At 66.2% G+C, this 6,860-nt stretch carries 4 protein-coding genes and 3 pseudogenes; 2 read left to right on the top strand and 5 right to left on the bottom strand.

The annotated features are described in order from the left end of the window. Positions 1–345: 345 nt before the first annotated feature. Together istA and ACFWAY_RS52765 are read left to right on the top strand one after the other, a co-directional pair. A pseudogene (istA, locus tag ACFWAY_RS52770) lies at positions 346–1,885 on the top strand (IS21 family transposase). Continuing rightward, a pseudogene (locus tag ACFWAY_RS52765) lies at positions 1,882–2,211 on the top strand (ATP-binding protein); the annotation flags it as partial. The pseudogenes istA and ACFWAY_RS52765, both read left to right, overlap by 4 nt. A 45-nt stretch (positions 2,212–2,256) precedes the next feature. Here ACFWAY_RS52765 and ACFWAY_RS52760 read toward each other — a convergent pair. From ACFWAY_RS52760 to ACFWAY_RS52740, 5 genes and pseudogenes are all read right to left on the bottom strand, one after another. Continuing rightward, entirely contained in the window at positions 2,257–2,769 is a 513-nt protein-coding gene (locus tag ACFWAY_RS52760) for a DUF6262 family protein (RefSeq protein ID WP_378516397.1), read from the bottom strand. After that, positions 2,696–4,876 carry a tyrosine-type recombinase/integrase gene (locus tag ACFWAY_RS52755; protein WP_378516396.1) on the bottom strand — a complete coding sequence of 727 codons (2,181 nt, stop codon included), beginning with the start codon at positions 4,874–4,876 and terminating at the stop codon, positions 2,696–2,698. Before ACFWAY_RS52755 ends, ACFWAY_RS52760 begins: the two co-directional genes overlap by 74 nt. 762 nt (positions 4,877–5,638) lie before the next feature. Then, a pseudogene (locus tag ACFWAY_RS52750) lies at positions 5,639–5,791 on the bottom strand (transposase); the annotation flags it as partial. 143 nt (positions 5,792–5,934) lie between these two features. Further along, positions 5,935–6,396 (bottom strand): hypothetical protein, encoded by a 462-nt coding sequence (locus ACFWAY_RS52745; protein WP_378516395.1) that lies wholly within the window; start codon positions 6,394–6,396, stop codon positions 5,935–5,937. After that, a complete protein-coding gene (locus ACFWAY_RS52740) occupies positions 6,393–6,611 on the bottom strand; it encodes a hypothetical protein (RefSeq protein WP_378516394.1) in 219 nt (72 codons plus the stop codon). Before ACFWAY_RS52740 ends, ACFWAY_RS52745 begins: the two co-directional genes overlap by 4 nt. Positions 6,612–6,860 lie beyond the last annotated feature (249 nt).

Below are 6,860 nucleotides of genomic sequence, written 5' to 3'. Positions count from 1 at the left end.
CGAGCCGGGTCACGGCTTCGGTGACTTTGCTTTGCGAGCGCGAGGACACCGTCACCACGGCGCCTTCGCGAAGTAGTTCTCGCGCAGACGCGAAAACCCAGGCCTTCACTTCCACCGGTGATCACGAAAGCCTTGCCGGACAGTCCAAAATCCACGAATCTCTCCTCGTGCTAGCGGACATGCCAACCTCCCTGTAGGCGGACACGTTCGTCCCTGCTGACGGACAGCTGATCTCCCTGTCGATGGACATGGGGCCGGCGGTGTGTCGGTCCTGACACCGACGCCCCTCCGGGGTTTTGCTCGAGGTCTTCGACCACCTACGAGCGACTCCCACCGGAGGGACGCATGAAGAAGTCTGACAGGGACATCATGGAAATTCTCGAGGCCTACGACACCACCGGCAGTGCGCACTCCGCAGCGCAGCTGGCCGGGGTCGATCCGAAAACGGTCCGACGTTACGTCGCCGCTCGTGACGCCGGGATGCCGGTGTCCGGTCCGTCGCGGCGACCGCGCATCGTCGACGACCATCTACCCAAGATCGAGGAGTGGGTCGAGCGGAGCAAAGGCAAGGTTCGTGCCGACATCGTCCACGAACGCCTCGTCGCTCTCGGCTTCGACGGCACCGAACGCACCACCCGGCGCGCCGTCGCGGATGCGAAAGCCGCATGGCGGGCCGGACATCGCCGCACCTACCGGCCTGGGGGTACCTCCCACGCAGTGGGGGAGGATCACCGAACCCGGACTGTGGATGCAATTCGACTGGGGTGAGGGCCCGAAAGTACCCGGGCCCGGTGGGATCATGCGCTCGACCCTGTTGTTCTGCGCCTGGCTGGCGTGGTCACGCTACCGGGTGGTGATCCCGGTGTGGGATCAAACGTTGCCGACGTTGATCGCGTGCCTCGATGCCACGGTGCGCCGCTTCGGTGGAGTGCCGACCTACGCGTTGACCGACAATCCGCGCACGGTCAGCATCGATCACGTCGCCGGTATTGCGGTGCGGCATCCGCAGATCGTCGAAACAGCCCGCCATTACGGCATGGCCGTGCACACCTGTGTGCCCTTCGACCCCGAATCGAAGGGTGGCAGCGAAGCTACCGTCAAGATCGCCAAAGCGGATCTGGTGCCCACCGACGCGAACCTGCTGCCGGACTACGCCTCGTTCGCCGACCTCGAGGCCGCGTGCGAGCAGTTCTGCGCCACGGTCAATGCGCGTCGGCACCGCGAAAGCGCCCGCGTCCCGGACGAGGCCCTGGCAGAGGAACGCGCCCGGCTGCACACCCTGCCGTCGGCCCCGCACACCCTGGCGTTGGGCACCACCCGCAGCGTCGGCACCGAAGTGTGGGTGCGCGCTGCCGGCACGGAGCTGGTGGTCGTCGCCGACCTCGATGCATTGCCTCAGGCCCCGGACTGGGCCGAAACCAGGAGGGGTTTGAGTGAGGTTGCGCGACATTTACTTTCGACGCCGGGGAACCCGCGGATCGACCCGGCGCATTATCCCGATCATCCGCAGGAACCGGGCGGGGCACCGAAGCCACCGGTCCCGAAGGCCCGCTCCGCGGCCGAAGCCCGCTTCCTCGACCTCGGGCCCGGCGCGCACGCCTGGTTGGTCGCCGCGTCGGCGGCCGGCACGGTCCGGATCCGGGCGAAGATGACCGCCGCGGTCGAGTTGGCCGCATTCGTCGGCACCGCCACCGTCGACTCGGCTTTGTCGAGAGCAGCCGAATCGGGTCGGTTCGCCGAGGGGGACCTGCCGGCGATCGTCGCGCACCACACCGCCACCTCAGCCGAGACCGGGCTCGTCGTCGCCGACGAGAGGCATTCGGTCCAACCCGGCACCGCCGCCTGGGCCGGATTCGGCAGCACGAGTGCAGAGGCAAGCTCGTGAACCCCACCGCGCCACCGTTACCCGACGACCTCATCGCCGTCCTCAAACGGATGCGCCTGCCCTACCTGCGGGCTGCCGCACCGGAGGTGCTCGCCACCGCGCAGCGGTGGGATCCCACCGAGGTCCTCAAGGTCCTTCTCGACGAGGAGGTCCGCGGGCGGGACGAGGCAACGAAGGCGATGCGCCGCAAAACCGCCGGGCTTCCCGCCGGAAAGACGTTTTCCTCATAGCGGGAACAGGATTCATCGATCCCGGCTCCTACCCAGCAAGCCCTGAGCACGTTGGAGTGGGTGCAGCGCGCCGAGAACCTGGCGGTCAGCGGACCCGACGTTATCGCCGGTTTGAGCTGAGAAGCCTTTCGTTTGCGCTGGTCATGACGTTTCTGCGATTGATGCAATGTGGTTGGTGGCGGTCCCTTGGCGGGTGAGTTGGCGGCGCAGGTCGAGGTTCTCGCCGTGGGCCTGTTCGAGGGCGTCTCGCAGGGCCCGGACTTCGGTGCGGTGCTGTTTCTTCAGCTCAATGATCTGCTGGCTGAGCGTGTGGATGAGGGTGTTATCCGAATCCGGCGCGGTGGTGTCGGGGTCGACCGGTCGGGCATTGGCGCGCAGCCGTTCGATGCGGGGCCGCAGTTCGGCATGGTTGTAGAGGAAGGCGTGGGAGACGCCGGCCTCGCGCTGGACTGCTTGGAAGGTGACGCGTTCGCCGCGTTTGAGCAGACGCCGGATGGCCTGCGCGGCATCGACGGTCTTGCGGGTGGATTTGGACTTGGCGGCGGCGACGAAGGCAGCTGTGCGTCTGCATGTGTGGTGGTCACGGTCGTGTCCTCCGTGTGATGGGGATGAGGGTGAGTGGGACGGGGCCGGTCGTGGCGGCGTGAGATCCACCGCCTTGGATGGCGCGGCCGGGATCTGTCGGCAGTGCTTCCAGCAGCTTGGTCAGGGCAGCCTTCTCCGCGCGGCGGTGTGTGAGCCAGACGTTGTCGTCGGGCATGGGGCTGCCGTGTCGGATCTCGAATTTTGCTGTGGTGCGGTCGATCAGGGTGGTTGTGTTGTCGAGTTGGCGCTCAAGGACGGTCCGGTGGGTGGCGTCGGTGGCGAACACCGAGCACGTGAGGCAGGCGTTGCCCTTGTCGCAGGATTGGAGCGGTGGCAGTAGACACCAGCCGTTGGGCAGGAATCGGTCGGCTCGGTCGAACAGGTGCATGCTGTCGTGGTCGTCGCGGGAGAACTGGATCCGGGTTCCGTCGGCTTTCAGTTTCACCGTCGCGAGGACAGCCTGTTCGGCGTGCTGTTCACGGGCGGCGATGTAGTGCATGGACATCGTCGGGGTGGCATGGCCTGCGTAGCGTTGCAGAACGTGGATCGGCAGACCGAGCTCGGCCAGCCGGGTCAATCGGGTGTGGCGGAATCGGTGGGTGTGGCTGAGTCTGATCACGCGGCCTTGACTGTCGGTGAACTGCACCAAGTCGCTGAACTCACGCAGCATCCAGTTGTAGGTGCCTTGAGGATAGGGCTTGCCGCCGGTGCGGTTGCCGACGCGGTGGACGAACAGAAACCGCGGCTCGTGGTCGGGGAATTTGTCCCGGACCCAGCGTTGCTGCTCACCGATGACCTCGGTCACTTCCCGGTCGACCAGGATGGTGTCTGGTGCGATATCGATCTTCGATTGCGCATAGTGGAATCGTGCGATCTTCTCAGTGCCGGGCGCGGTGACTGTGGTCGCCGGAGGCGCGGTCAGACAGTCGAAGGCGCAGGTGCGGATTTCGCTGGCGCGACGGCCGGTGAGGATCTGCATCAGAATCATCCGCATGGCTTGTGGATCGTCGAATCCGTTGGCCTGCAATTGTGTTCCATCGCCGCGGGTGATGATCATCTGCTGTTCCCGGGGCAACCCGAGCAGCGGCAACGCAGCCAGGATCTGGCCCATGGCGTGGTCGTCGACGTAATGGTCGTCGTTGAACTCGCGCGTGCGCTTGACGCGGGCGACCTGCCGGAACCAACTGGCGGCGTGCGCCTCGGTGACCCGTGACCACGGCTCGGCGCCGAGCAGCCGGTGGGCTTCGCCGCGGTTATCGGCGACGAACGCGAACAGCTCACCGACCGCTCGCAGGTCGTCGTTGATCTGACGTGGATGCACCGGTCTGTCGGTGAATCGGCGGTCGTTGCTGCGCAGCAGCCGGTTGGCGGGGTCGGCATCCCAACGCCGGAACGCCGCCGCCTGCGCGGCGGCGTTGGCGGGGTCGCCGAGGACCTGCAGCGGGTCGTCGACAGTGCCCAGCCAACGGTCGAACCTGGTCAGGCATTTGACTCGTTCCTGGCTGACCGTCGACCACCGTAAGGTGCCGGCCTCGAGTGCGGTCCCCAAATGCCATTTCGCCGCCTCTCGCAGCCAGCGATGACGGATCTGCCCGGGCGAACAGCCGTAGTTGGCCTGCGGTTCCCGCCCGGTCAACGGAATCCGCGGATCGCAGCGCGGGTGCCATTCGTCGAGATCCCACCAGTGCCCGTCATGACAGCGCGCCAGCAACGCCAGCCGAGCGAACCGGAACATCACCCGCAGCCGGGCGATGCTGCCATGGGGCGGCAGCCGCCCCCATCGGGTCGCATAGAACCATCGCTGCAACGCCGCGGCCTGATCCCAGTCCATCGCCCGGATCGACGGTGGGAACGGATGCTGTTCGCGGATCGCTCGTCGGAGGATGTTGGCCATCTGATTGGTGGCCAGGACGGAGGAGCGGGTGCCGTCCAAGGCCTGCCAGTGCGCCATCCAGGCCAGCTCGGCAGCAATCGTCTCCGGCAGGCCGTGCAGCTTGATCCGGGCCTTGGCGTTCTCGGTGATCTTTTCCCAGTTGTCGATAGCGGGTCCGATGATCGGTCCGCGCCATTGCGCGGCAACTCCTGCAGGAGCTGCCAGATCGGGTCGGTGTCGTCGGCCGGGCGCAGATAGGGTGGCCGCTGTCCATTCATTCGGCCACCTGCCAGCCAGCCGCATATGATCGCCAATTCGCCGCCGCCCGCAACGCCTCGTCCTCGCGAACCCATAATGGTGACGTCAGATATCACAACTGTCCGAATGCCCCCCCGAACAGCGCGGTGCTGCGTGCCTGGTTGGGGTCGGATGCCGAGCTGGGTTCAGTCTCAGCTTCAGTCGTTCGGTGCTGATCGGGCGGCCTGGCTGACGCCCGATCGCCTCGCCGGCCTGCTCGTGCTCGTCTACGCCCAAGGCCCATTCGCGATCGGGCCTACTGACCGACCAGATCTCGATGAACTAACGACAGCGTTCGAATCAGCCACGGCCGCAAACCGATCCGACTCCAACCGGTCGACGACCTGGCCCGCACCGTTGGTCGCCACACGCAAAGGCCCACGCCACCATCGGCGCCACCACTCAGTCGCGCTGGCTTACCCGGGCGGGTGGTGTCGATATTGATGTTGTGCAACAGCTTTCAAGTCCGACGGTCCAGCGGGCCGTCGTCGTTGATCGGGTTGCCCGGGGCTGCGCCAGCGAAGGGCGAGCCCAGGTAGGCGGTGGCGAGTTTGCTGGATCGGAGGAAGGTGCCGGTTTCGCAGCGGTAGGCCCCGCCGGCGGGATCGGTAAGCCATTGGTCCAGGTCGGTCCGACCGGCCTCCCGACCCCGATCCGCCGCGACCCTCCAGCGCATGAATCATGCATCTAACGGAACCTCCGGGCAAGCACCCCAGCTCAGTCGGTGTGTCGGGCCTACCCGCGAAACTGTTGCCGTCGGAGCGGTCATCAGGCGACCTGCGGAAACTCTCCCGCCCGATGCAATTCCCGAGGGTTGCCGTAAAGGTCCAAAGTCGTTTGGACATGAGCGTGACCGAGCCGCCGCGATACCACCCACTCCGGTGTCCCCGCCAGCAACAACGCGGTCGCATGGCTGTGCCTTTTCTCCGCAAAGTCCGTGTTCGGATGAGTTCGTGTCGCGTTTGACGAGGACGATCTCGTGCGCGCGGGTTGCGACGCTGGTCGCCGAACGTGTCGCGATAAGCGACCGGCGATTGTGACCGAGCTCACCGTGTTGAGGCGCGTCAACATGGCCCGATGATCTTGTGTTGCCGCGCGGCGGGCAGGTGGACAACGTTGGCCTTCGGGTCGGCGGCGCCGCGGAGACGCAGGATCTCTTCGTGTTGGGCGGCCAGCCGTGCCAGCGCCTGGGTGCGGAAGTCGGTGAGTTGCTCGATCGTAGTGTTTGCCTGCGCGAGAGAGGTTTTGAGCTTGTCGACCTCAGCGCGCAGCCGTTCGATCTGCGCTGCCTTCGGGTCGGGGGTGTGCCCCTCGCGTTGGGACTGTTGGAGCCGCTGTTCGAACTCGGTGCGCAGGTGCGCGTAGGGCCGATCTCCGTAGAAGGCGGCGCGGTCGACGCCGGCGGCCCGGGCGAGGGTTTTGACGTCGCAGTTGCCGCCGGGCGGGATCTCTCCGCGCAGCAGCCGGTCCATCGCGGCGCGGATGCGGCCTTCGTTCTGGATGCGTTGGGCAGCAGTGATTCTCATATCGGGTCCTCGTTATCGTGAAGGGTGGTGGCGTCGTCGATCTCGGTGATGACGCGCTGGGCTCGGTTGTAGTCGCCGATGAGGCGCTCGTGTTCGGTGGCGCGGGTTGTGCCGAGCTGGCCGAGAAAGGTCTCGGTGCGTTCGGCGTGTTCGGCCCAGACGGGTCGGTGAACGCCGTGGTGGGTGGCCTGCGGGCATCGGGCCGAGTCGCACATGCCGATCATCGGCCGCGTCGCGGTGGGGGTGCCGGCAAGTTTGAGGCAGAGGGCGCGGGAGGGGTCGGTGAACCAGCAGTAGTTCGCCGGTCCGAGGTGCAGGACGTCGGCGCGTTTGGACAGCAGGTTGAGGATGTCGCGGTCGTTGCGCTGGACTGAACTGTCCTGGGTCGGGTGGAGACTCCTGATTGAACCAGGAGAATGAAGTCATGCCAGCACCGAGGAAGTACGACACCGAGACCCGTGAGC

Source organism: Rhodococcus sp. NPDC059968 (genome assembly GCF_042738615.1).
GTDB lineage: Bacteria > Actinomycetota > Actinomycetes > Mycobacteriales > Mycobacteriaceae > Rhodococcus_F.
The sequence above is the reverse complement of the archived record's forward strand: the minus strand, read 5'-3'. Positions and strand labels throughout refer to the sequence as shown.

Excerpts from the sequence above, each read along its gene's own strand:
- ACFWAY_RS52755 (WP_378516396.1), bottom strand. The coding sequence starts at position 4,876 with ATGCGGCTGGCTGGCAGGTGGCCGAATGAATGGACAGCGGCCACCCTA.
- ACFWAY_RS52745 (WP_378516395.1), bottom strand. The coding sequence starts at position 6,396 with ATGAGAATCACTGCTGCCCAACGCATCCAGAACGAAGGCCGCATCCGC.
- ACFWAY_RS52740 (WP_378516394.1), bottom strand. The coding sequence starts at position 6,611 with ATGTGCGACTCGGCCCGATGCCCGCAGGCCACCCACCACGGCGTTCAC.